The sequence below is a fragment of the Gryllotalpicola koreensis genome (genome assembly GCF_039538185.1).
In the GTDB taxonomy this organism is placed as follows: Bacteria; Actinomycetota; Actinomycetes; order Actinomycetales; family Microbacteriaceae; genus Gryllotalpicola; species Gryllotalpicola koreensis.
In genome coordinates, this window is record NZ_BAABBW010000008.1 from 1 (window position 1) to 21845 (window position 21845).

The 21845-nt window shown below is 70.5% G+C and carries 26 protein-coding genes and 1 tRNA gene; 13 read left to right on the plus strand and 14 right to left on the minus strand.

Going from position 1 to position 21845, the window contains the following annotated elements:
* The 3 genes from ABD708_RS18925 to ABD708_RS18935 all read left to right on the plus strand — a co-directional run.
* The coding region (locus ABD708_RS18925) for an integrase core domain-containing protein (protein ID WP_344757535.1) at nucleotides 1-132 on the plus strand (132 nt) is incomplete at its 5' end.
* Nucleotides 133-155: 23 nt separating this feature from the next.
* Complete coding sequence (locus ABD708_RS18930) at nucleotides 156-812, plus strand: GNAT family N-acetyltransferase (protein WP_344757413.1); 657 nt, start codon at nucleotides 156-158, stop codon at nucleotides 810-812.
* Between the two features lie 85 nt (nucleotides 813-897).
* A complete protein-coding gene (locus ABD708_RS18935; protein WP_344757415.1) occupies nucleotides 898-2115 on the plus strand; it encodes a hypothetical protein in 1218 nt (405 codons plus the stop codon).
* Between the two features lie 22 nt (nucleotides 2116-2137).
* Here ABD708_RS18935 and ABD708_RS18940 read toward each other — a convergent pair whose 3' ends face one another.
* On the minus strand, nucleotides 2138-2728 hold the full coding sequence (locus ABD708_RS18940) for a DoxX family protein (protein ID WP_344757417.1): 591 nt from the start codon (nucleotides 2726-2728) through the stop codon (nucleotides 2138-2140).
* A 133-nt stretch (nucleotides 2729-2861) separates the two neighbouring features.
* Between ABD708_RS18940 and ABD708_RS18945 the strand changes: the two genes are divergently transcribed.
* Nucleotides 2862-2934: transfer RNA gene (locus ABD708_RS18945), tRNA-Ala, on the plus strand.
* Nucleotides 2935-3040: 106 nt separating this feature from the next.
* On the opposite strand, the gene ABD708_RS18950 is transcribed toward ABD708_RS18945, so the two are convergent.
* The 3 genes from ABD708_RS18950 to ABD708_RS18960 are packed head-to-tail and all read right to left on the minus strand — an operon-like array spanning nucleotide 3041 to nucleotide 7917.
* On the minus strand, nucleotides 3041-3946 hold the full coding sequence (locus ABD708_RS18950) for a sugar phosphate isomerase/epimerase family protein (RefSeq protein WP_344757419.1): 906 nt from the start codon (nucleotides 3944-3946) through the stop codon (nucleotides 3041-3043).
* Nucleotides 3943-6528: a glycoside hydrolase family 2 protein gene (locus ABD708_RS18955; protein ID WP_344757421.1), complete on the minus strand. Its 2586-nt coding sequence runs from the start codon at nucleotides 6526-6528 to the stop codon at nucleotides 3943-3945. The genes ABD708_RS18950 and ABD708_RS18955 overlap by 4 nt, the downstream gene beginning before the upstream one ends.
* Nucleotides 6529-6564: 36 nt before the next feature.
* Nucleotides 6565-7917 (minus strand): MFS transporter, encoded by a 1353-nt coding sequence (locus tag ABD708_RS18960; protein ID WP_344757423.1) that lies wholly within the window; start codon nucleotides 7915-7917, stop codon nucleotides 6565-6567.
* A gap of 114 nt (nucleotides 7918-8031) precedes the next feature.
* Between ABD708_RS18960 and ABD708_RS18965 the strand changes: the two genes are divergently transcribed.
* Nucleotides 8032-8643 carry a TetR/AcrR family transcriptional regulator gene (locus tag ABD708_RS18965; RefSeq protein WP_344757425.1) on the plus strand — a complete coding sequence of 204 codons (612 nt, stop codon included), beginning with the start codon at nucleotides 8032-8034 and terminating at the stop codon, nucleotides 8641-8643.
* An 89-nt stretch (nucleotides 8644-8732) separates the two neighbouring features.
* Here ABD708_RS18965 and ABD708_RS18970 read toward each other — a convergent pair whose 3' ends face one another.
* From ABD708_RS18970 to ABD708_RS18980, 3 genes are all read right to left on the minus strand, one after another.
* Nucleotides 8733-8903 carry a hypothetical protein gene (locus ABD708_RS18970; protein WP_344757427.1) on the minus strand — a complete coding sequence of 57 codons (171 nt, stop codon included), beginning with the start codon at nucleotides 8901-8903 and terminating at the stop codon, nucleotides 8733-8735.
* 81 nt (nucleotides 8904-8984) lie between these two features.
* A complete protein-coding gene (locus ABD708_RS18975) occupies nucleotides 8985-10127 on the minus strand; it encodes a sensor histidine kinase (protein WP_344757429.1) in 1143 nt (380 codons plus the stop codon).
* Nucleotides 10124-10816, minus strand: a complete 693-nt coding sequence (locus ABD708_RS18980) for a response regulator transcription factor (RefSeq protein ID WP_344757431.1) — start codon at nucleotides 10814-10816, stop codon at nucleotides 10124-10126. The genes ABD708_RS18975 and ABD708_RS18980 overlap by 4 nt, the downstream gene beginning before the upstream one ends.
* A gap of 163 nt (nucleotides 10817-10979) precedes the next feature.
* Between ABD708_RS18980 and ABD708_RS18985 the strand changes: the two genes are divergently transcribed.
* From ABD708_RS18985 to ABD708_RS19010, 6 genes are all read left to right on the plus strand, one after another.
* On the plus strand, nucleotides 10980-12116 hold the full coding sequence (locus ABD708_RS18985; protein WP_344757433.1) for a lactonase family protein: 1137 nt from the start codon (nucleotides 10980-10982) through the stop codon (nucleotides 12114-12116).
* A gap of 122 nt (nucleotides 12117-12238) precedes the next feature.
* Entirely contained in the window at nucleotides 12239-12517 is a 279-nt protein-coding gene (locus ABD708_RS18990) for a type II toxin-antitoxin system TacA family antitoxin (RefSeq protein WP_344757435.1), read from the plus strand.
* Nucleotides 12510-13016, plus strand: coding sequence for a GNAT family N-acetyltransferase (locus ABD708_RS18995; RefSeq protein WP_344757437.1), 507 nt, complete (start codon nucleotides 12510-12512; stop codon nucleotides 13014-13016). The genes ABD708_RS18990 and ABD708_RS18995 overlap by 8 nt, the downstream gene beginning before the upstream one ends.
* Nucleotides 13009-14232 carry an MFS transporter gene (locus ABD708_RS19000; protein ID WP_344757439.1) on the plus strand — a complete coding sequence of 408 codons (1224 nt, stop codon included), beginning with the start codon at nucleotides 13009-13011 and terminating at the stop codon, nucleotides 14230-14232. The genes ABD708_RS18995 and ABD708_RS19000 overlap by 8 nt, the downstream gene beginning before the upstream one ends.
* Nucleotides 14233-14261: 29 nt before the next feature.
* Nucleotides 14262-14453 carry a hypothetical protein gene (locus ABD708_RS19005; protein ID WP_344757441.1) on the plus strand — a complete coding sequence of 64 codons (192 nt, stop codon included), beginning with the start codon at nucleotides 14262-14264 and terminating at the stop codon, nucleotides 14451-14453.
* Nucleotides 14454-14487: 34 nt separating this feature from the next.
* Entirely contained in the window at nucleotides 14488-14901 is a 414-nt protein-coding gene (locus tag ABD708_RS19010; protein WP_344757443.1) for a hypothetical protein, read from the plus strand.
* Nucleotides 14902-14973: 72 nt separating this feature from the next.
* Here the strand turns inward: ABD708_RS19010 and ABD708_RS19015 are convergent, their stop codons facing one another.
* The 4 genes from ABD708_RS19015 to ABD708_RS19030 form a co-directional block, all read right to left on the minus strand.
* Nucleotides 14974-15912, minus strand: a complete 939-nt coding sequence (locus tag ABD708_RS19015) for an LLM class F420-dependent oxidoreductase (RefSeq protein WP_344757445.1) — start codon at nucleotides 15910-15912, stop codon at nucleotides 14974-14976.
* A 74-nt stretch (nucleotides 15913-15986) separates the two neighbouring features.
* On the minus strand, nucleotides 15987-16910 hold the full coding sequence (locus ABD708_RS19020) for a cation diffusion facilitator family transporter (protein ID WP_344757447.1): 924 nt from the start codon (nucleotides 16908-16910) through the stop codon (nucleotides 15987-15989).
* Nucleotides 16911-16915: 5 nt separating this feature from the next.
* Nucleotides 16916-17299, minus strand: a complete 384-nt coding sequence (locus ABD708_RS19025; protein WP_344757450.1) for an ArsR/SmtB family transcription factor — start codon at nucleotides 17297-17299, stop codon at nucleotides 16916-16918.
* Nucleotides 17300-17343: 44 nt separating this feature from the next.
* Nucleotides 17344-17739 carry an arsenate reductase ArsC gene (locus ABD708_RS19030; RefSeq protein WP_344757452.1) on the minus strand — a complete coding sequence of 132 codons (396 nt, stop codon included), beginning with the start codon at nucleotides 17737-17739 and terminating at the stop codon, nucleotides 17344-17346.
* A gap of 251 nt (nucleotides 17740-17990) precedes the next feature.
* On the opposite strand from ABD708_RS19030, the gene ABD708_RS19035 reads away from it, so the two are divergent.
* On the plus strand, nucleotides 17991-18341 hold the full coding sequence (locus ABD708_RS19035; RefSeq protein ID WP_344757454.1) for a metalloregulator ArsR/SmtB family transcription factor: 351 nt from the start codon (nucleotides 17991-17993) through the stop codon (nucleotides 18339-18341).
* 10 nt (nucleotides 18342-18351) lie between these two features.
* Here the strand turns inward: ABD708_RS19035 and ABD708_RS19040 are convergent, their stop codons facing one another.
* The 3 genes from ABD708_RS19040 to ABD708_RS19050 are packed head-to-tail and all read right to left on the minus strand — an operon-like array spanning nucleotide 18352 to nucleotide 20938.
* Nucleotides 18352-19518: an acetyl-CoA C-acyltransferase gene (locus tag ABD708_RS19040; RefSeq protein ID WP_344757456.1), complete on the minus strand. Its 1167-nt coding sequence runs from the start codon at nucleotides 19516-19518 to the stop codon at nucleotides 18352-18354.
* Nucleotides 19515-20192 (minus strand): CoA transferase subunit B, encoded by a 678-nt coding sequence (locus ABD708_RS19045; RefSeq protein ID WP_344757458.1) that lies wholly within the window; start codon nucleotides 20190-20192, stop codon nucleotides 19515-19517. Before ABD708_RS19045 ends, ABD708_RS19040 begins: the two co-directional genes overlap by 4 nt.
* Entirely contained in the window at nucleotides 20192-20938 is a 747-nt protein-coding gene (locus ABD708_RS19050; protein WP_344757460.1) for a CoA transferase subunit A, read from the minus strand. The genes ABD708_RS19045 and ABD708_RS19050 overlap by 1 nt, the downstream gene beginning before the upstream one ends.
* Before the next feature lie 116 nt (nucleotides 20939-21054).
* On the opposite strand from ABD708_RS19050, the gene ABD708_RS19055 reads away from it, so the two are divergent.
* A complete protein-coding gene (locus tag ABD708_RS19055) occupies nucleotides 21055-21837 on the plus strand; it encodes an IclR family transcriptional regulator (RefSeq protein WP_344757462.1) in 783 nt (260 codons plus the stop codon).
* Nucleotides 21838-21845: the final 8 nt, after the last annotated feature.

A 21845-nucleotide genomic window follows, 5' to 3' on the forward strand; every position in this document is an offset into this window, starting at 1 on the left:
GACTCGACCACGCAACGCGACGAGGCGCTACCGGCCTGGCTGCACTTCTACAATCACCACAGAGCCCACTCCGCCCTCGGAGGCAAGCCACCAGTCACCAGACTGACCAACCTCCCCGGACACCACAGCTAGCAGACACCTATAACCTGATCGGCATGGCCCTGTTTCTGCCGACGCTGACGGACGGCCCCATCACGGTCCGCCCCGTGCGTGTGCGCGACGCCAGGGCCCTCGAGCGCGAGTTGCTCGACAACCGCGGCTGGCTGCGGCAGTGGGAGGCCACGAACCCGCACGGCCCGGCGGGGTTCGACACTCGATCCAGCATCCGTGCCCTGCTCTCGAATGCGCGCGCAGGCCATGGCCTGCCGTTCCTGATGGAGTACGAGGGGCAGCTCGCCGGGCAGCTGAACGTGTCGTCGATCACCTACGGCTCGCTGTCGAGCGCGACGATCGGCTACTGGGTGTCCGAGCGCTTCGCGGGCAAGAACATCACCCCGATCTCGGTCGCGCTCGCCACCGACTATTGCTTCTTCCAGCTGGGGCTGCACCGCATCGAGATCTGCATCCGGCCGGAGAATCGGCCGTCGCTGCGTGTGGTCGAGAAGCTCGGATTCCGCTACGAGGGGCTGCGCCGCCGATACATCCACATCAACGGCGACTGGCGCGACCACTTCTGCTTCGCCCTCGTGGTCGAAGAGGTGCGGCAGGGGGTGCTGCGGCGCTGGAAGGACGGCGCCGTGCCGGCGCTTGCCGCGACGCGGCCCGAGGCCGACGTCCGGGCGGCGCAGCAGCAGCTGCCCGTGATCAAGTAGTGGGCTGATCTACACAACCGGTCGCAAATACTGACACGCTTGTAATTAGCCAGGTCCGGGGGCGGATTCCTCATACCATCGCCCCATGGCGGACGGGAACCTGCTCGGGGGAGGCGTCGTCGTGGCGCTGGCCGCGGCGCTCTGGCTCGCCTACCTGATCCCGACGTGGCTGCGACGCCGCGAATACATGGCGACCGAGCGCAACGCCGTTCGGCTGCAGCAGACGCTGCGCATCCTTGCCGAGGCTGCCGAGGTTCCTGAGGAGATTCACGTGGAGGCCAACGCCCGCGACGTCGCGGAGACCCAGAAGGCGCTCCGGAAGGTGCAGCAGCGCGCGATCGCCGAGGCGAAGGAGCGCGCAGCGATCGCCGCCCGCGCCGAGGCGCAGCTGCTCGCCGAGAAGCGCGCGGCTGCCGAGGCTGAAGCCCGGGCAGAGGCCCAGGCGGCTGCGCAGGCACGTGCGTGGGCGGCTGCCGAGGCACGCGCCCGCATCGCCGCGACGCGCGAGCGCACTGAGGCCGCCGAGCGGAAGGCCCGGGCGGCCGGAGCGGTGCTTCCGGCGAACATCGCGCGCGGCATCCGTCGCGGCCGCATGCTCTCGACCTGCGTGCTCGTCGTGGGCCTGATCGCGCTGGCGGCAGGCGCGCTGTCGGGCTGGGCGATCGTGCTGCTCGCGGTCGGCGCGGTGCTGGTCGTAGGCGCGCTCGCGGCTCTCGCGCGGCTGGCCAAGCGGGTGACGGATGCCCGCCGCGGCGCTCGCGCCGTCGCGCGCGGCCTCGCTCCCGCTGGCGCGCTGTACGACCATGCCGACTACGAGGCTGCCACGGCCGAATACGAGGAGACCGAGGTCGAGACGTCTGCACCGTGGACCCCGCAGCCGCTGCCCCGACCCCTGCATTTGTCGCGCGGCACCGTGGCTGCGGCGACGATGGCGTCGATCTCCGCCGCTGCCGAGCTGCGGCGCGTCGCTGGACGGGCAGAGCTCGAGGAGCGCGCAGCCGCGCTCGCGGCGCAGCGCGGGCCGCAGATCGCCACGCTCGTGACGAAGCCCGCGGCGGATGCCGGCCGTGCAGGTGTGCTCGGTGGGCACCTCGGCACCGACTCTGCGCCGGTGCCGGTCGCCGCCCCGCAGGCCCCGGAGCGGGCGACGCCCGCGACTCGAAGCGAGCAGTCCGCCGAAGCGGCCCCGGCCGTGGCATCCGTCGCCCCCGATTCGCGCTACGCCCGCATGGGCATCGTCGGCGAGGGGGAGGCACCCTCGCTCGACCTCGACGCAGCGCTGCGCCGCCGCCGCGCGGTGTAGCGGGCGGCGGCGCAGCCGGCGGTCAGATCAGCCAGCGCTGCTTCTGCACGAGTCCGAGGCGCTTCCACTGGCGGCCGAGACCCCAGGTGTCTCCGGCCGAGACGGCCGCGATGACGATCAGAGCCAGCGCGTAGATGATGTGGTAGTCGACGAGGGGGTTGGTCGAGGCGGCGTTCGCGCCGAAGGGCCACTCGGCGAGGTACATCAGCAGCAGCACGGCGCTGCCGGCGACGGCGCTGACGCGCAGCCCGATGCCGGCCATCACGGCGACGCCGATGCCGAGCATCGCGGCCATGAAGAGCCAGTCGGTCGCGGGGCTCGCGATCGCGGCGAAAGTGCCCTTGAGCGGTCCGACGACCGCGTCGCTGTTGAGGAACCCCTGGCTGGGTGCGCCGCCGTTGATCCACGCGCGGGCGGCCGGCGTCGAGAAGCCGAGGCCGAAGGTCTTGTCGAGGAAGGCCCAGAGGAAGATGAAGCCGGTCGCGAGGCGGAGCACGGCGAGCGCGCGGCGGCCGATGGCGCTCGTGACGATCTGGGCCTCGTCGCGCACGGCCGTGCGCGTACGAGCCGGCGTGGTGGTGACCAGTCTGTGGCTGGCCGTTGCGGTGGTCATGAGATGCGCCCTCCTGTGAGTGACTCTGGTATCTATGACGTATCGAACATTACTCGCGCTGCCGCCGGCCGACAGGGACCTTGGTCACCGGTCAGGAGCGCCGTTTCTGCCGTGATAGTCTTTCTGAGCACTTGGGCCCTTGGCGCAGTTGGTAGCGCGTCTCGTTCGCAATGAGAAGGTCAGGGGTTCGAATCCCCTAGGGTCCACAAAAAAATCCCGATCAGAAGCATTTTCTGATCGGGATTTTTGCGTAGCAGAGGCCGTTGTCGTCTATGTTGCGGGCTCATCGGCGGCTGCGCTGGGGTGACGGGTTTAGCCGAGCACTTCGCGCGCGAGCGCGGTGACGCGCTGCGTCCACTGCCAGGGGTCTCCGTGCTCGCCCTCGTACTCGATGGTGACGGGTCCGGCGTAGCTCGAGGCGGCGAGGGCTTCGAGCGCGGCGCGCGCGTCGAACGAGCTAGGGCGCCCCGTCGCGTCGATGCCGTACGACTTAGCGTGTACGAGCTCAGCGTGCGGCGCGAGCCGGCTGATCGCCGCGTAGAGCGGGGCGAAGTCCGGCGCGGTCGGCACGGGGGCCCCGGTGAACGCGGCGTGCGTGATCGCGAGCATGGGCTCGAGGTTCCCCAGGTCGAGCAGGATGCCGAGGTGGGCGCCGCCTACGGCATCCACCAGTCCCGTCAGGAACTCGGGATCCGAGCTCAGTCCGCCGTGGTTCTCGACCAGCATCCGCAGTCCTCGCTCGGCCGCCGCGTCGCCGAGCGCCGCCAACTCGGCGACGAGTGCGTTGCGGTCGGGGCCGCTGCCGAGCGGTGTGCCGGCGTTGACACGCACGAAGCGGCTGCCGAGGGTGGCGGCGACGTCGAACCAGCGCAGGGTCAGTTCGGCATCGCGGGCGCGGCGCGCGGCATCCGTGGATCCCAGATCGCCGATGTCGATCGGGACGTTGCGCACGCGCACGCCCGCCGCGTCGAGCTCGGTACGCAGCCGCGCCGCGCCGCCGTCCTCGAGCTCGTCGAGGGGGCCGAGCTGGATCTGGCAGAGCTCGATCTCGTCGACGCCGAACTCCTCCCGAACCCGCCGCGCGAACTCGCCGAACCCCAGCAGCGCGGGATAGGCCATCACGTACTCCTGCTCGTGCCCGAATTCGTCGATGTACTCGATGCGCACCGGTCCCAGCTGCTGGCGCAGGCTGAAGCTCGAGACGGCGATCGCGCTCATCGGCGCACCGGCGTGCCGACGTAGCCGGCCACCTCGAGTGCGTCGAGGTCGAAGCCCGCGGGCAGCCCCTCGACGCGGATGGTCACGGACGTCCCGTCGCGCAGGTCGAGATAGTTGTCGCTGAACCGGATTCCGGGCACGGCGCTCGGAATGTGCACGAAGTACGCGTGCCCGTGCGCCGTGACCGTGATCTCGGCGGCGCCTGCCCCTGTGTCGACGATCTCGTGGTCGAGACGCGCGTCTCCGAACGGGGTGTCCTTGATCTCGCGAGGGTAGACCCGGTTGTCGGGGAAGGCGCCGCTCGGGCTCGAGACCCAGGCGAACTGGCCGTCCGCAGGCGCGGGGCCACGCCACACCGGCTGGGACCGCGCGGGCGCCACGGTTGCCGTCACGGCGTGTGTCTGCGTGCCGCCGCCGTCGAATCCGGCGATGGTCACGAGCGCCTCGACGGATGCCTCGGCGGCGGTGCTGTTGGAGACCCAGAGCTCGAGCTCGTCGCCGTCCAGCCGGAAGCTCGCGAGGATGGGCGCGAAGGCGCGCTTGGCGAAGTAGTAGCCGGCCTTGGGCACGCCGTCGTGGTCGACGACGGACCAGCTGAAGCCGGGCCAGACGTCGTTGAACTGCCAGATCAGGGCGCCATTGTTGTGCGGCTGGCGGCGGCGGTAGTGCTCGATACCGAACTTGAGTCCTTCGGCCTGCGAGACCATCGTGAAGTCGACGTACTGCTCGATCGACTCCGGCAGGCCGGTGATGATCTCGAGCAGGGCGTCGCCTTTGTCCTTCGGGTTGTCCTTGTTGTGGGCGTCGAAGGTCGGGCTGTGCACTTCGAGCAGCTCGTCGTCGATCCAGCGGCGCAGGGTGCCGAGTTCGGGCGAGGCGTGGATGCCGAACTCGGAGATGAACTTGCCGCGGTCCTGCGCGTAGCGGCGGTAGTGCCGCGCCTCGCCGACCGAGGCGTAGTCGCCGCCGCCGGCGCCGAAGTCGAAGCCGTGCCAGACCTCCCAGGCGTGCCGGTCGCCGTCGAGCACGCCGTTGGCGGCCATGAAGCCCTCCTCCGGCGCCTCGCCCCACGGGCTGCCGGGCCAGTAGGGGGTGCGGCCGTCCTCGCGGGCGACGGTCTCGGGCAGGATCCGGTAGAAGAAGTCCCAGCCCCAGTTGCCGGGCTCGTAGTTCTGATACGCGAAGCCGTGGATGAGCTGCACCTCGTTGTTTCCGCTCCACAGCGCGAGGCTCGCCCGGTTGCGCAGGCGCCGCACCTGGTACTCGGCCTCGGCGGCGACCTCGGCTTGCAGCTCCGGCAGTTCGCTCGGGTAGTCGATGCAGGCGAACATGAAGTCGTGCCAGATGAGCACGCCCTCTTCATCGCACGCTTCGTAGAAGGCATCCTGCTCATAGATCCCGCCGCCCCAGATGCGCAGCATGTTCATGCCGCCGTCGCGAGCCGTGCGCACGAGCGCACGGTGCGTTTCCGGCGCGACGGAGCCGACCAGCATGCTGGCCGGCAGCCAGGCGGCGCCGCGCGCGAAGACCGGCACGCCGTTGAGCAGGAAGCGGAACAGGCGGCCGCCCTCGGGGTCGTCCGGCTGATCGAGGGCGATGGTGCGGATGCCGACGCGGTCGCGCACCTCGCCGACGAGCTCGCGGTCGGCGAAGAGCTGCAACCGGACGTTGTGCAGCGCGGGCTCGCCGAGATCGTGGGACCACCAGAGCTCGGCGTGCGGCAGCGCGAGCACCGCCTCGCCGCGGCCGCCCTGCACCCGAATGGTCAGTTCATGCGTGATGCCGGAGGGGGTGGTGACGGATGCCTCGACAGAGAGCGCCTCGGCGTGGAATCCGTCGACCTCCACGACCAGCGTGACGTGGGCGGTGCCGTCGGCGTCGATCGTGTCGGTGCGCACGTGGTGGCCGGTGATCGCGGCCTTCTTCTCACGGCTGAGCTCGACCGGTCGCCAGATGCCGACGGAGGGCACGCGGGGGCCGAAGTCCCAGCCCCACGAGAACGTCGCCTTGCGGCGCAGCGTGGACAGGGGCAGCGCCTCAGAGCCCATGCCCTCACCACCGCCGGAGAGGTCGTCGCCCTCGGGGGCCAGAGCGGCGAACACGTCGCCCAGGCGGGCGAACATCTCGGCGGCGCTCGCCGGCACCTCCAGCCCGGCGAGCGGTGGGGCGAAGCGCAGCAGCAGCTCGTTCTGCGCTTGCAGCCGCTCGGTCACGTCGAAGACCGCTGGCCGGAACATGTTCTGATGTGAGCCGAGCTTCTCGCCGTTGAGCCAGATGTCGACGACGGTGTCGAGGCCGAGGAAGCTCAGCCGCAGCCGCTCATCGGCGCTGAGATCGGTGGGTGCCGCGAAGCTGCCGCGGTACCACCAGTCGCGCTCCTCGATCCACCGGATGTCCTTCTCGTTCGTGTTCCGGTAGGGGTGCTCGATGCGGCCTGCGGCAAGAAGGGACTCATGCACTCCACCCGGGACGACGGCGGGGATCCAGTCGCCGGGGGTGAGCGCATCGAGCGATGCGAGGGTCGATCCGAGCGGGGCCTCTGCGATCTCGAAGTCGGAGAGGGTGATGGGGGAGCGGCTCACGGCCGCCTCCTTTCCTGCGGTGGGTGGCGTGGGGTCTCAGTCGGCGAGCCTGGGGCTGGAAGCGGCTGCGGTGGGCGTCTTGGGGCGGTGGAGCGGTGCGGCGAAGATGCCGCCGGCGTTCTCCTTGCCGACCTCGGGGACGAAGGCGACCGCGATCGCGCCGGCGACGCCCAGGACCGCGAGGAAGGCGAAGAACGCGGTGTACCCGCCGATGGCGAGCAGCACCGGTGCGATGAAGGGGACGATCGACTGCGGCAGCGAGTTCGCCATGTTGATGATGGCGAGGTCCTTTCCGGCATCCTCGCTGTTGGGCAGCACGCGCACACACATGGCGAGATCGATGGCGAAGAAGATGCCGGTGCCGAGGCCGGTGAGCGCGGTCGCCACATAGACGAAAGCGATGGAGGGCGCGAATGCCATCAGCAGCAGGCCGATCGCGGCGATGACGCCCGCCACGACGACGAACGGCTTCTGCCGTTTGATCGCGTCGGAGATGTATCCGCCCACGACGCTCGCGACCGCGAGCAGGACGACGCTGATGAGCGACAGGGTGAGGACCACCCCGCCGACCTCGTCGGTGCTCTCGTGGAAGCGCTGGATCAGGTAGAACGCGTTGTAGGTGCTGCTCGCGTACGCACAGGTGATGAGGAAGCGCACGAGCCAGGCCCAGGCGAACGCGGGGTAGCGCGCGGGGTTGCGCCAGAACGTCTGGCCGATGCCCGCCCAGCCGAAGCCCTCGTTGCGGGGTGGCTGCCGGTGCTCCTTGATCAGGACCACCGCCACAATGCCGAGCACTGCCGCGATGCCGGCGATGATGAGCCACTGGTTGTGGCTGCCCGCCTTTTGGGTGTTCGCGATGCCGAGGCCGAGCAGAGGGCCGGCGGCGATGGTGAAGCCCATCAGGCCCGAGACGCCGCCGCGGCGCTTGGCGGGGACCTGATCGGCGATGGTGGCCGTGGTCGCGGCCGACTGGAAGTTGAAGAGCGCCTGTGTCGCACACCACAGCACGACGATCTGCCAGATCGCGGTGGCGAAGGCGAGCGCGACGAGCGCGGCGGCGCCTGCCAGGGCACCGAACAGGATCCAGGTGCGGCGCCGCCCGAAGCGGGCGGTCGTCAGGTCGCTGATGCGACCGCCGATCGGGTTGAAGACGAGCGCGAACAAGGCGCCGAAACCGGTGACGATGCCGAAGGCGGACGTCGCAGCCGTGCCGCTCGCGAGCTCGCTCAACCGCAGCGTCAGCAGCAGCTGCAGCGGCGTGAGCAGCGCGATGTAGTTGCCGACCTGAGAGAGCATCAGGGCCGGGACAAGGCGGCCGAGGGGCGTCGCGGGGGCGGCCTCGGCGGTTCCTGGAAGCGCAGCGGCGGCAGCCGGATCGGTAAGGGACATGTGCACTCCTTCGTGCAGTGGTGAGGTGCCATCGGGTGGGTTGGGGGATCCAACGGCGAGAGCGTATATCAATTGATAGCCACTATCAAACGAGAGTTTCACTAGACTAAGCGCATGGGACTGCGTGAGAGAAAAGCCGAGCGAACGCGGGGTGCCATCCGCGAGGCCGCACTCAGGCTCTTCGAGAAACAGGGCTTCGAGCAGACCACGATGGAGCAGATCGCCGAGGTGGCAGAGGTCGGCGTCGCGACCTTGTACCGCTATTTCCCGACCAAGGATCAAGTGCTCCTCGGCCAGGTCACCGACTCCATCAGTGCGCTTGCCGACTATGTGGCCGGGCGTCCGTTGGACGAACCGCTCGACGAGGTGCTCGGCCACGCGTTGCATGATCTTCTCGCCGACACCGACCGGCAGGCCGAGCAGATTGAGCGACTGCGCGCCCAGCTCGACCGTGCCAGCGGCCCCCGTGCCAAGCTCTGGGACCTGTGGGCGCAGCAGCGCACCCTGCTCGAGGATGCCATCGCCGCTCGCGCAGGGGTTGAGCCCACGGAGATGTGGGTCGGCATCGCCGCCCACACGACCATGATGGTCGCCGAGATGGCGCTCGATTTCCGGCGCTCAACGCTCTCGCCGAGCGCCGCGTCGGAATATGCGGACAAGCTGCTCGAAGTGCTGGCCTCGCCGCAGGCCGTCATTCCCCGCCTTCCCGGCCCGAAACGCAGTTAGTCAGTCCGCGGCATGCTGCGGGCTCACAGCGCGACGTTTCGTCGGGTTGTCGAACGCGAACGCGAACGCGGGAGCGGACGGGCTGGCCTTCAGGCCAGGCGGCGCCCCGCGATGGCGAGGTAGACGGTCACCAGCGGCCCGAGGATGACCGAGCACATTCCGACCAGCAGTCTGCTGCGCCCGAGTGCGGCGGCGAGGGCAGCGTTGGCGAAGATCAGGAAGAACCAGACGGTTCCCGTCGTGATGTAGTCGTTGTCCACACCACGAAGCTAGCGGGCGGGTAGGCCGCGACGAATCTGGCGCGGGGCCGCTCGGCGCGGAAGGCATCGGGCGCCTCGTGCTCAGGTGGCGCCGACGGGCAGCAGCAGATCCAGCTGGAATCCGGCATCCGTGCGGCGCGCCCGGACAGTGCCGCCGTGGGCCTCGACGATGCCGCGCACGATGGCGAGGCCGAGGCCTGCGCCCCCGCTCGCGCCGTCGGCGAGATCGCTGCTGCGGGCCGCGTCGGCGCGCCAGCCGACGTCGAACATGTGGCCGAGGTTCTCGGCCGCGACGCCCGGCCCCTGGTCGATGACGCTCACGATGAGCTGTGTGCCGTCGACGGTGTCGGCGCGGATGAGGACCGTGCTGTCGTCCGGTGAGTGGCGCAGGCTGTTGGCCAGCAGGTTGCCGATGGCGCGCGTGAGCTCGCGAGGGTCGGCCCAGATGAGATGCCCGTCGACGCCGTCCTGCGCGATGACGATGCCGCGGGCTGCGGCGAGGGCCTGAACGTCGGCGACGGCGTCGCTGACGAGGTCGAGGAGAACGACGGGCTCGGGGTGCAGCTCGAGGGTGCCGGTCTGGAGCCGGGAGAGCTCGAAGAGATCGCCGACCATCTGGTTCACGGTGTCGACCTTGGAGCGGATGACGCGGACGTAGGCGGCCGGATCGGGGGCGGTGCCGGCCTCGAGGGCCTCGGCCATGGCGCCCATGCCGGCCAGGGGAGTGCGCAGATCGTGGGAGATCCACGCGAAGAACTGCCGCCGGGCGGCATCCAGCTCCGTGATCTGCGCCCGTGCCTCCGCAAGACGCTGCGAGGTTGCCGCGAGCTCCGCCGAGACCTCGTCGAACTCGCGCCACCCGGTCGCGGTGGCCGACACGACATCGCCGTCGCCGACGCGGCGCGTGTCACCGACGACAGTGGCGACGGATGCCCGGGCGCTGCGGCCCGTGACGATCGAGGTCGCGACCATGCTCATCGCGGCCGAGATCCCGATGACCCAGGCGAGGACGAGGACGTCATGGTCTTCCAGGTACATCTCGTGCGCCACGGCGATGGTCGAGGCGATCACGGACACGAGGGCTCCGGCGAGGACGATGGCGGCGCGGGCGCCCGCACCGCCGCGGCGGGCGAGCCGCAACCCCAGCACCGTCAGCGCTGTCACGACGGCCGTCGCCGCCAGTGTGGTGCCGGCGATGAGCAGCAGCTGCGGGGCGCCGATCATGCCGGAACCTCCTGCAGGGTGAACCGGTATCCGGCACCCCATTCGGTGTGCAGGAAAGAGGGGATGCGGGGGTCCGGCTCGATCTTCTCCCGCAGCCGGCGCACGTGCACGGTGACGGTGGAGGCGTCGCCGAAGCCCCACTGCCACACCTCGCGCAGGATCTCCTCACGGCTGACGACGCGATCAGGGTTGCGGACGAGATAGAGGAAGAGCTCGTATTCGCGAGTGGTGAGCGCGATCTCCCGCTCGCCCGACCACACGCGGCGGTGCTCCGGGTCGACGCGGAAGCGGCCGGCCGTGAACCCGAGCGGTGCGACCGCGCTGCTGCGGCGCAGCTGGGCGTTGACCCGCAGCTGCAGCTCGCGCAGCGAGAACGGCTTGCCGAGGTAGTCGTCGGCGCCGTGCTCGAGGCCCTCGATGCGGTGCTCGAGGCCGTCGAGCGCGGTGAGCATGATGATCGGCACGCTCGAGATCGCACGGATGCGCACGGCAAGCTCGTCACCGTCGAGACCGGGCAGCATCCGGTCGAGGATCAGCAGGTCAGGCATCCGTTCTCGGATCGCCTGCCATGCGTCGGCGCCGTCCGCGAACTGCTGGACCTCGCACCCGGCCGCACGCAGATGATCGGCGACGACGGTGCGCACCGCTGGGTCGTCCTCGACGATCGCGACGCGTGTTCCTGCCTGCATGACTTGGAGCCTAAGCGCGCGCGAGCCCGGCGTCGGGGCGGGAATTCTTACGGCTCTGAAATGTCCGATTACGGCCCTGAAATCTTGGCCGGATCGGGGGATGCCGCTTGCTTCACTCGTCGAGGACCGCGGGTTGCGGCCCGCCTCACCGAAGGAGCAAGAGATGAAAACCATCGCCCGTCTCGGAATCGCCACCGCCGCAGCCGGCCTGTTCGTCGGCCTCGGCGCAACCGCCGCCGACGCGGCGCCCGCAGCGCCGGCTTGGCACCCGAACCCGGCCGTCGGCACCGTGTTCGTCCAGAACGACGCCGTCTTCGGCAACCAGATCGTGAGCTTCGACCGCCTGCAGGACGGCACGCTTCGCCAGGCCGGGGTCTACACGACCGGCGGCCGGGGGCTCGCTCTCGACGGCTCCGTCGTCGATCACCTCGCCTCGCAGAGCTCACTCGCTCGGTCGGGGCAGAGCTTGTTCGCCGTGAACGCCGGCAGCAACACCATCACGAACTTCGCGGTCGCCGGCGACCGGCTGGTGCGCCACCAGACGCTCGGCTCCGGCGGGCAGGCGCCGGTCTCGATCGCTGCCCGCAGAAACCTGGTCTACGTGCTCAACGCCCGCGGCGGCGGGTCGATCCAGGGCTACCTGAACCTGGGCGGCTCGCTCGTGGCGGTGCCCTCGTGGCACCGGTCGCTGGGCCTCGACCCGAACGCGACCCCCGAGTTCACCCACACGCCGGCCCAGATCGCCTTCACCCCGGACGGGTCGAAGATCGTCGTCTCGACCAAGGGCAACACGAGCGCCTTCGAGGTCTTCCCGCTCGGACTGCTCGGCCCCGCGGCCAAGCCGGTCGTCAGCACCTTCGCCGGCGACGTGCCCTTCGGCTTCCAGTTCGACGCCGCCGGGCAGCTCATCGCCAGCGAGGCCGGCCCCAACGCGGTCGCGAGCTTCACCGTGCACCCGAACGGCACCCTGACGAAGGACGCCGAGCAGGCCACGGGGCAGCAGGCCACCTGCTGGATCGTCGTCGACGGCACCCATGTGTACGCCTCGAACGCCGGCAGCGGCACCCTCAGCGGATACCAGCTCGGCCGCGATGGCGCACTCGCCCCCACCGGCGTGACCACCACCGACGCCGGCACCGTCGATGCCGCCACGAGCGCAGATGGCCGCTACCTCTACGTGCAGACCGGTGCTGCCGGCATCGTCGACGAGTACCGGGTCGCGGCGGACGGGGGCCTGCAGAAGATCGGTGCCGTCACGGTTCCGAACGGCGTGGGCGGCGAAGGCATCGTCGCCGACTGATCGCGGGCGCGCCTCACGGGGCCGGTGTCGACATCTCGTCGAGGCCGGCCCTTCTGCGTCGCGCCTGAGCACTGCGTGAGCCGGATGCCGTACGATTGTCCGTACATGAAAGGGGTGCTGCGATGGCGGGGGCAAGTGCGCGACTGGAATTCCGGGTGACGCCGGCCGACAGGGCTCTCATCGAGCGCGCGGCCCGGCTCAGCGGCGAGCCGGTCACGGCTTTCGCCCGGTCGGCTGCGGAGGAGCGGGCGGCGCGCGTCATCCGCGAGCACGAGGCGACGACGACGGTGCCCGCCGAGTTCTTCGACGATCTTCTCGCCGCATTCGACGCCGCGCCGCAGCCGAGTGCCGCCCTCGCCGACGCGGCCGCCCGCTTGGACGAGACCGTCGTCCGTGGCTGACCGGTTCCGGTCCGAGCGATACGACCCCGAGCGGCACGACGTCTCGAGGTTCTCCTGCGGCGAGGAATCCTTTGACGCCTGGCTGCGCGAGCAGGCATCCGTGTCAACCAAGCGCGGCACCGCACGGACCTGGGTGTGGTCCGACGATGACGGGCGCGTGCTGGGCTATTACGCGCTGGCGGCCCACAAGGTCGCCCGCGAACAGGTCCCCAGCCGGGTCGGTCGCGGCGGCCCGCAGGAGATCCCGGCTGTGCTGCTCGCACGGCTTGCGCTTTCGCGCGAGCTTCGCGGGCGGGGTCTCGGCGCGGTGCTGGTGGCGGATGCGCTGGCGCGCGTCGTCGACGCGACGCAGACGGTCGGTGCCCGCGTCGTGGTCGTCGACGCTCTGCATGAGCGCGTCGCCCGGTTCTACGAGGGTCTCGGTTTCACCAGGATTCCGGGCAGTCTGATGCTCGTGCAGAAGATCGCCGATATCGCGGCGGCGCTCGGGCATGACTGAGTCCGGCCCGTTGCGCGGCACGTGGCTGCGCCCCGCCATCGCGCTCTTCATCGTCGGGTGGGGCGCCAACATGTTCGTGCCGCTGCTCGACGTCTACCGCGGCGCGCTCAGCGGCGTCGAGGTCACGGGGCTGTTCGGGGCCTACGTGCTCGGGCTGATCCCCGCGCTGCTCCTCGTCGCCCCGGTGTCCGACCGCTTCGGCCGGCGCGCCGTGCTGCGGCCCGTCGTGCTCCTGTCGGCCGTCGGCTCGCTCGTGCTGATGCTCGCCGGCGAGTCGTTCCTCGGCCTGCTGATCGGCCGCATCGTCGTCGGCGTCGCCGCGGGCGCCGCGTTCGGGCCGGGCACCGCATGGGTCAAGGAGCTGTCCGAGCGCGCCGGGCGCGGCTCATCGGGCGCGCGCCGTGCCGCGGTCGCGCTGACGGCGGGATTCGCGGTCGGCCCCCTCATCACAGGCATCCTCACCCAGTGGGCGCCGCTGCCCGAGCACGTGCCGTACCTCGTCCAGATCGCGCTCGCCCTCGTCGTCGCCGCGCTGGTGTGGGCGACGCCCGAGACCGTCGTGCGCGACGCGAGCGGTGACACACAGGGACAGACGGATGCCGCACCCGCCGCTGCCCGCCCCGGACTGCGCCCCGCGCTAGGGTCCCGTATCTTCCTCGCCGCGATCCTGCCGACGGCGCCCTGGGTGTTCGGCTCGGCCTCCGCGGCGCTCGCCGCGCTGCCCGCCAACGTCGACGTGCACGGCTACGTGGAGGTGACGAGCGGAGTCGTCGCGATCGTCGCCCTCGGCACCGGCATCCTCATCCAGCCGTGGGCGCGTGCGCTCGCCCAGCGTGCGCGGCCGCTGCCGTTCCGGGTCGGCGCCGGCTCGGCGGTTGTCGGGCTGCTGCTCGGCGCGGCGACCGTCGCGACGCATTCGCCGGTGCTGCTCGCAATCGCGGCGGTGTTCCTGGGCGCGGCCTACGGCCTGCTGCTGGTCAGCGGGCTCGGCGTCGTCGAGGACCTCGCACCGCCCGGCGAGCTCGCCACCCTCACCGGCATCTTCTACAGCGCCACCTACGTCGGCTTCGCCTTCCCGCTGCTCGACAGCCTGTTCGCTCCGATCGTCACGGGACCGGGGGTGTTCGTCATCGCGGCGGCGGTCGCGGCGTGCGCCTTCATCGGGCTCGGGGTCGCCTGGAAGCCGCGACGCGGCGAGGCGCAGAGCGAAGAATAGGATTCCGGATTCCGGGAACCACAGCAGTCATGCGAAAGTTCTTCACCCTGCTGATGCTCAGCATCATCGCCTTCGTCGCGTACACGTACGGCGCCAAGGCCGGCCGCGGCCGCTACCGCGAGATCCAGGCGAGCTTCGACGCGCTCTGGAACGACCCGCGCGTCAAGAAGGCACGCAAGCGGGCGGTGAAGCGCGCCGAGAAGGCGGCGAAGTCGCTGTAGCCGGAGTCTGGAAATCGAGACGGGAGTGGTCGAGATGGCCGAACTGAATGACAAGTCCGCCCAGGACGGGCTGGATTCCGCGAGTGCCGGCGCGCACGCCGCCGTGGACAGGGCGACGGATGCCGCGGCCGATCGCGTCGCAGCGGCCTCCGGTGCGGCATCCGATGCCGTCAACAAAGCAGGCGGCGCCGTGCACGATGTCGTCGACGACGCGCGAGACAGCGCGTCGCATGTGGCGTCTTCGGCGACTCGCGCGGCCAACGACGCCGCGGCCGAGGCCCGCCGCGCGGTGGCGAAGGGGGCCGATCAGATCGCCGAGTCGGCCGCGGACGTCCGCGACACGGCGATCGGCGCGGTGCAGGAGCGGCCGGTGCAATCCGTCGCCGTCGTGGCGGCGGTCGCCGCCGTGTTCGGGTTCGTCATCGGGCTGATCGTCGGCAGGCGGTAACGCGCCCAGGTCGGCTGGCCCGTCGGCGTGGGCCGGGTCGGTCGTGCACCGGCCCCGGCCCACGCCGGGGTATCACTGCGCGACGAGCGGCGAGAGCGCCTCACCCAGAGCCGTCACGACGCCGGGCACATGGCCGTTCAGCGGCGCGTTGACGATGATGCCGTCGACGCCTGCGTCGAGGATCTGGGTCTTGATGCGCTCGGCGAGCACGTCTGCGGTGCCGACGAAGGCACGGTTGCGGCGGTCCTCGGGGACCTTCTCGAGCGCGGCATCCGCCTCGGCCTGCGTCTCGACGATCATCGCGCTCGCCAGGTAGCTCGTCTTGAGAGTGGCGGGGTCGCGGTCGATCTCCTCGAGGCGCTGCCTGAGCACCTGCACCTTGCGGGGCAGGTCCTCGAGGGGGCAGATGATGTTCATGTGGTCGGCATAGCGCGCCGCCAGTCGGAAGGTCTTCCGCTCGCCCTGGCCGCCGAGCATGATCGGGATGCTGTCGCGGAAGCGCGGCACGTTCATCGCGCCGTGCACCTGGTACCACTTGCCCGTGAACTCGGGCCGCTGGTCGCGCAGCATCGGGTGGATGATCTGCAGTGCCTCGTCAAGCTTCTCGAAGCGCTCGGTGAAGGTGTCGAACTGGACGCCGAGCTGCTCGTGCTCGAGCTCGAACCAGCCGGCACCGAGCCCGAGGATCGCCCGGCCGTGGCTGATCACGTCGAGCGTCGACACCGTCTTGGCGAGGATCGCCGGGTTGCGGTAGGTGTTGCCCGTCACCAGCGTGGAGAGCTGGATGGTGCTGGTGGATGCCGCGAGCGCGGCCAGCGTCGAGTATGCCTCCATCATCGGCTGGTCGGGGGTGCCGATGCCGGGCAGCTGGTAGAAGTGGTCCATCACGAGGACCGTGTCGAAGCCGCTGGCCTCTGCTTCGAGGGCCTGGGCCTTGACGGTGTCGAAGAGCGTCTCGACGCCGCCGGGGTAGGTGAAGTTGGGGATCTGGTAACCGAGAGAGATCGTCACACTCCGACGCTACGCCGATCTGCGCGAACCGGATAGTTCTCCGCTCGCATCGCGCGCTTCTCTCGTCGCGAGGATCAGCCGGCGGCGTGCGGGGTGTGCTCGTGTTCCCTGTGGGTGGCGGGTTCGAGCTGGAAGGTGGAGTGCTCGACGCTGATCGGGAAGTGCCCGGCGACGCATTCCTGCAGCCGGTCGAGGATCTGCGGGGTGTGGCCATCGCGGAAGCAGTCGGCGTCGACGGTCACGTGGGCGGTGAGCACCGGAAGGCCGGTGGCGATCTGGCTGGCGTGCAGGTCGTGGACCTCCTGCACGTGCTCGACGCCGAGGATGTGCTCGCGGACGGCGTCGATATCGAGGCCGGCGGGGGTGGACTCCAGCAGGACGTCGATGGTCTGGCGCAGCAGCGTGAACGCACGCGGCAGGATGAGGATGCCGATCAGGATGGCGGCGACGGCGTCCGCGCCCTCCCACCCGGTGGCGGCGATCACGAGGGCGGCGATGATGACGCCGACCGAGCCGAGGGCGTCGTTGACGACCTCGAGGAAGGCGGCCCTCAGGTTGAAGTTCGCGTTGCGGCCGGAGGCGAGCACGAGAATCGAGGCGATGTTGCCGAGCAGGCCGATGACGCCGAAGATCAGCAGGCCGCCGGATTCGAGCTCCGGCGGAGAGATGAGGCGCTGGATGCCCTCGACCAGCACGAACAGGCCGACGCCGAGCAGCACCGCCGCCTGGGCGGTCGCGGCCAGCACCTCGGCGCGGGCGTAGCCCCAGGTGCGGCGGCTGGTTGCCGGGCGCTCAGCGAGGTTGGCGGCGAACAGGGCCATGCCGAGGCCGCCGGCGTCGGTGAGCATGTGGCCGGCGTCGACGATGAGCGCGAGCGATCCGGTGAGGATGGCGCCGGCCACTTCGGCCAGCAGGATCGTGCTGGTGATGGCGAAGGCGATGGTCAGCCGGGTGCGGTTGCTCGGAGCGGGGGAGCCGTGATCGTGATCGTGAAACATGCGGGTCAGGCGTCCGAGCCGTTCGCGCACGAGGAGCCCGCCGGCTCGTGGGTGTCCCCGAGCCGGTGCATCAGCGTGGAGTGGCCCACGTGGTCCATCGCGAGCTCCAGCAGGGCGCGCACGTGGGAGTCCGCGAGCACGTAGCGCACCTCGCGGCCGAGCCGGCGGGCCTCGACGACCCGGTGCGCGCGCAGCAGCCGCAGGGCGTGGGACACCGAGGACTCGCTGGCCTCCACCACCTCCGCGATGTCGCGCACCCGCAGCTGCCCGGAGCTCAACGCCACCAGGATGCGCAGCCGCGCCGGATCCCCCAGCAGGGAGAACACGTCGGCGACATCGAGGATGTCGTTGCCTTCGGGCATGGCTTTCCGCAGCTCGACCACGTTCATATGAACAATTATTCATATGAACAGAGGTTGGCGCTAGACCGTGGTCAGCTCGTCAACTCGGTGACGAGCGCCTCGACGCGCGCTCTGATCTCGTCGCGGATCGGCCGCACCTCGTCGATCGGAAGGCCCGCCGGGTCGGTGAGGTCCCAGTCCTCATAGCGCTTGCCGGGGAAGATCGGGCAGGTGTCGCCGCAGCCCATTGTGATGACGACGTCGGCGGCCTTGACGGCATCCGTCGTCAAGATCCTGGGCTCGTTCGCCGTGATGTCGATGCCGACCTCGGCCATCGCGGCGACGGCGACGGGGTTGAGGCGGTCGGCGGGCTCGCTGCCCGCCGAGAAGACCTGCACGCGGTCGCCGGCCAGCGCGCGCAGGAAGCCTGCCGCCATCTGGGAGCGGCCCGCGTTGTGGACGCAGACGAACAGCACGCTGGGGGTCACGGATGCCTGCACTTTCGGTTCGTCGGACAGGGCGGCCGCGCCTGGTGCACTCAGGTGCGGCTTGGGGATGATCAGCAGCAGCCGGGGATGCAGCAGCTTTCCGCCTGGTTCAGAACGAGCAGCTCGGGCCGGTGGTCCTGCGTCTCATGCGTGGTGTCCATCATCCACCTCCTTTCATCGATGACCATCGATGCATTGCCAGTCTGTCGGCATTCATCGACGGGTGTCAATGCATGTGCGATGATCGGCGCATGACGACCGCCGAGCTGCTGCCCCTTCGCGACGTGCGGGCATGCTGCCCGCCCATCACCGGCGAGGTCATGACGGCACAGAACGCCGAGAGCCTCGCGCGCTCGTTGAAGGCGCTCGCCGACCCGGCGCGGCTGCGGCTCGTCTCGATCGTTGCGGCGCACGAGGCGCAGGAGGCGTGCGTGTGCGACCTGACCGAGCCTCTCGGGCTCTCGCAGCCGACGGTCTCGCACCATCTCAAGGTGCTCACCGATGCCGGCTTCCTCAGCCGCTCGAAGCGGGGGACTTGGGCCTACTACCGGCTCGTGCCCGGCTCGCTCGACGCGGTCGCCGGGCTCATCGCGACCGTCTGAGTGCGAGGCGCTACACGCTCTCGAGCACGAGGGCGGCGCCCTGGCCGCCACCGCCGCAGATACCGGCGGCGCCGAGTGCGCCAGAGCCGAGCGCTGCGAGGCGGCGGGCGAGGTGACCGACGATGCGGGTGCCGGAGGCGCCGATGGGGTGGCCGAGGGCGATGGCTCCGCCGTGGGCGTTGACGATGGCGGGGTCGGCGCCGAGCAGCCGGGTGGAGTGGACGGCGACGGCGGCGAACGCCTCGTTGATCTCGATCGCGCCGAGTTCGGAGGCGGGCAGGCCGGCCGTGCTCAGCGCCGCGGCGATGGCGTTGGCGGGCTGGGCGTGCAGTGAGACGTCGGGCCCGGCGACGAAGGCGTGTGCGGACACGCGCGCGATCGGCGCCTGCGCCCGGGCGTAGCGCTCGCTGACCAGCACGATCGCGGCCGCGCCGTCGGTGACCTGCGAGGAGTTCCCCGCGGTGATGGCGCCGTCGGGTGAGAACGCCGGCCGCAGCCGGCTCAGCGTCTCGACCGTGGTGTCCTCGCGCAGGCCGTCGTCGAGCTCGTACGCGGTCGATCCGCCGCGGCCGGCCACCTCATACGCGGCGATCTCGCCAGCAAGGAACTCGCGGCCGGCGGCCAGCCGGCGGTGGGACTCCGCAGACCAGGCGTCCTGCTCCGCACGCGTGATGCCGAGACCGCGCCCGTGCTCCTCGGTGGAGGCGCCCATGGAGGTCTTCTCGAAGGCGTCCGACAGGCCGTCCACCTCGAGGGTGTCCAGCAGCTCGATCGCGCCGTACTTCTTCCCGACGCGCGAGCCGGGCCACGCGTGCGGGGCGCGCGACATCGACTCCTGACCGACGGCGACCACGACGTCGGCGCCGCCGCCCTCGATGAGCTGCGCCGCGGCCGAGACGGCGAGCATGCCGGACAGGCACACGGCGTTGAGCGTGACAGCAGGGACGGCGAAGGGGATGCCTGCGCCGACGGCCGCCTGCCGGGCCGGGTTCTGCCCGGCCCCGGCCTGGACGACCTGGCCGCCGAAGACGTATTGCACGGCATCCGGTGCAACACCCGCGTTCGCGAGCGCGGCGGCGATCGCATGGGCGCCGAGCGCGGTGGCCGGGACGGCGGCGAAGACGCCGTTGTACTTGACGAAGGGGGTGCGGGCGTAGCCCGCGATGAGGGCGCTCATGCCTGCTGCAGCTCCGTTTCGTCGGCGGCTGATCTCGTGCCGGGGTCGACGATGAAGGGAGCGCCGGTGCGCTCTCGCAACTCGTCGGCGGTCACGTCGGGTGCGGTGCGGCGCAGCACGAGCCCGGCATCCGTCACGTCGAAGACGGCGAGGTCGGTGATGATGCGCTGCACGACGCCTGCGCCGGTGAGCGGCAGCTCGCAGCGCTCGACGATCTTGGGGGTGCCGTCCTTCGCGTTGTGCTCGGTGAGCACGATGACGCGCGGGGTGCCGGCGACGAGGTCCATTGCCCCGCCCATGCCCTTGACGAGCTTTCCGGGGATCTGCCAGTTCGCGAGGTCGCCGTTCGCGGCGACCTGCAGCGCGCCGAGGATCGCGAGCTGCACGTGGCCGCCGCGGATCATCGCGAAGCTCGTGGCGGAGTCGAAGACGGATGCCCCCGGCAACAGCGTCACCGTCTGCTTGCCGGCGTTGATCAGGTCGGCGTCCTCTTCGCCCTCGAAGGGGAAGGGGCCGACGCCGAGCAGCCCGTTCTCGCTCTGCAGCGTCACCGACACCCCCGCCGGCACATGGTTGGCGACCAGGGTCGGAATGCCGATGCCGAGGTTCACGTAGTCCCCGTCGCGCAGCTCCTCGGCGGCGATGGCGGCCATCTCGTCACGACTCCAGGGCATCACGCCACCGCTTTCTGCTCGGCGCTCTGCGCGGCAGCGGATGCCGGTCGGGAGCGCACCGTGCGCTGCTCGATGTCCTTCGCCCGCGGGATCGACCGCACGAGGCGCTGCACGAAGACGCCCGGCGTCACGATGGCGTCCGGGTCGAGGAATCCGTCGTCTCGCACGATCTCCGCCTCAGCGACCGTCACCCGGCCTGCGGTGGCGACCACGGGGTTGAAGTTGCGCGCCGACAGCCGATAGGCGAGATTGCCCTCCGCATCGGCGGTATGCGCGTGCACGAGCGCGAGGTCGGCCACGATGCCGCGCTCGAGCACGTAGCGCCGCCCGTCGAACTCGGCGGTGGGCTTGCCCTCGGCGACGAGCGTGCCGACGCCGGTGGCGGTGTAGAAGCCGGGGATGCCTGCGCCGCCCGCCCGCAGCCGCTCGGCGAGCGTGCCCTGGGGCACGAACTCGACCTCGAGCGTGCCGTCGAGGTACTGCTCGGCGAAGAGCTTGTTCTCGCCGACATAGCTCGCGAGCACCTTGCGCACCTGCTTGCTCTCGAGCAGCAGCCCGAGGCCCTTGCCGTCGACGCCCATGTTGTTCGACACGATGGTCAGGTCACGCACCCCGGAGTCGCGCACCGCCTCGATCAGATCCGACGGATTCCCGCTCAAGCCGAAGCCCCCGACCGCGATCGTCATGCCGTCGAACAGCAGCCCGTGCAGCGCCTCCGCGGCGGTGCGGCGCGTCTTCCCGGTCATTCCAGCCCCTTCGCTGTCCACGATGTGCAGTGAGGAAACCGTAGCGATGCCCTGAGAGTGCGGCAACACTGGGCAGATGGTGAACGAGTGGGCGGCGATATGTTCATAATGTGAGCATGACGGGAGAAGTGGCCGGCACGCAGCTCCTGGGCCGCGCCGCAGCGGCGCTGCGTGCCGTGAGCGGGATGATGCCGCGCGGCCTCACGACGGCCGAGGTGGCTGAGCGCGCAGCGCTGTCACGCCCTACGGCGTACCGGATCCTCGCCGCGCTGGCCGCCAACGGCTTCCTCGACCGGGATGCGCGCACGGCGCGGTGGGTGCTCGGCCCCGAGCTCTACCTCATGGGCGCGGTCGCCGCCGAGCGCTACGACGTCACCGAGCTCGCGCGCGAGAGCGTGCGCGAGCTCGCCGCCCGGACCGGTGAGAGCGCGTTCTTCTCTGCGCGGCGCGGCAACGAGACCGTCTGCCTGCTGCGGGAGGAGGGAAGCTTCCCGATCCGCTCCTTCGTGCTGTACGAGGGCGTGCGCTTCCCGCTCGGCGTCGCCTCCGCTGGGCTCGCCATCCTCGCGTTCCTCGACGACCAGGCGATCGATGAGTATCTGGCGAATGCGGACTTGGTGGCCCGGTTCGGTGAGCAGCACGCCGCGGCGCCGCTGGCGGCGCGGCTCAGGCAGACCCGCCGCGCCGGCTATGCGGTCAACCCGGGCCTGATCGTCGAAGGCAGCTGGGGCATGGGCGCCGCGGTGTTCGACGCGGGCGGCGCGCCCGAGTGGGCCCTGAGCCTGACGGGGATCCAGCCGCGCTTCGGCGCGGATCGCCGGCCCGAGCTCGGTCGCCTGCTCATGGAGCAGGCGCACGCCCTGTCACAGCGCATCCAGCGGGCGCAGCCCGCGAGGTGAGACCGGAG